This window comes from Acinetobacter johnsonii (assembly GCF_048551975.1).
GTDB lineage: Bacteria > Pseudomonadota > Gammaproteobacteria > Pseudomonadales > Moraxellaceae > Acinetobacter > Acinetobacter johnsonii_A.
The window spans coordinates 1-266 of sequence record NZ_JBIMCF010000253.1 but is presented as its reverse complement, the minus strand read 5'-3'; the positions used below and the strand labels follow the sequence as shown (position 1 = coordinate 266).

Annotated in this window: 1 protein-coding gene; it reads left to right on the top strand. The window is 45.1% G+C overall.

From position 1 onward, the window contains the following. The coding region (locus ACG9ZB_RS17415; RefSeq protein WP_419326862.1) for an RnfABCDGE type electron transport complex subunit B at positions 1–266 on the top strand (266 nt) is incomplete at both ends.

Below are 266 nucleotides of genomic sequence, written 5' to 3'. Positions count from 1 at the left end.
CCTTATGCCCAAGCCATCAGCGAAGGTGAAGCAGCCAATAAATGTGTACCCGGCGGGCAACCTGTATCCGATGCATTGGCTCAGTTGCTCAATCGGCCAGAATTAATTGCAGAACAAAGTGTTTGTCCTATTCAAGCCGATGGCCGACCACAAAGAATGAAAGCAGTTATTCGTGAAGATGAATGCATTGGTTGTACAATATTTATTAGTGCCTGTCCTGTAGACGCCATTATTGGCTCAGGTAAACTCATGCACAGTATTTTGAC